We start from the raw sequence: 325 nt of genomic DNA on the forward strand, positions 1-325 counted from the left end.
CCGAGCTTCAGGCTCTCTCTCGCACCGATCTGTTCGGTCGTTACGAGCAACTACTCGATGCACCGCCTCCCAAGGGCCTGAGCAGGCCCCTGCTCTGTCGGATCGTCGCGTTTGAAACCCAGGCCGCAGAACGCGGCGGCCTGGGCCTTCGTCTCAGGATGCAGCTTCGGTCGATCGCCGATGAAAACGGAACAATTAGTCCTACCGTCCATCTTAAATCCGATGCCAGACTCGTCCGCGAATGGAACGGCGTATCACATGTTGTCGATCGCGTGGGGAATGGCTTCTCCTATCGCGGCAAGACCTACAGATCGCTCTCTGCCAT

At 58.8% G+C, this 325-nt stretch carries 1 protein-coding gene; it reads left to right on the forward strand.

The features are described from left to right. Positions 1-325 (forward strand): DUF2924 domain-containing protein (locus HY29_RS18085; protein ID WP_034799886.1); only part of this gene is annotated, 325 nt, incomplete at both ends.

Source organism: Hyphomonas beringensis (genome assembly GCF_000682755.1).
GTDB lineage: Bacteria > Pseudomonadota > Alphaproteobacteria > Caulobacterales > Hyphomonadaceae > Hyphomonas > Hyphomonas beringensis.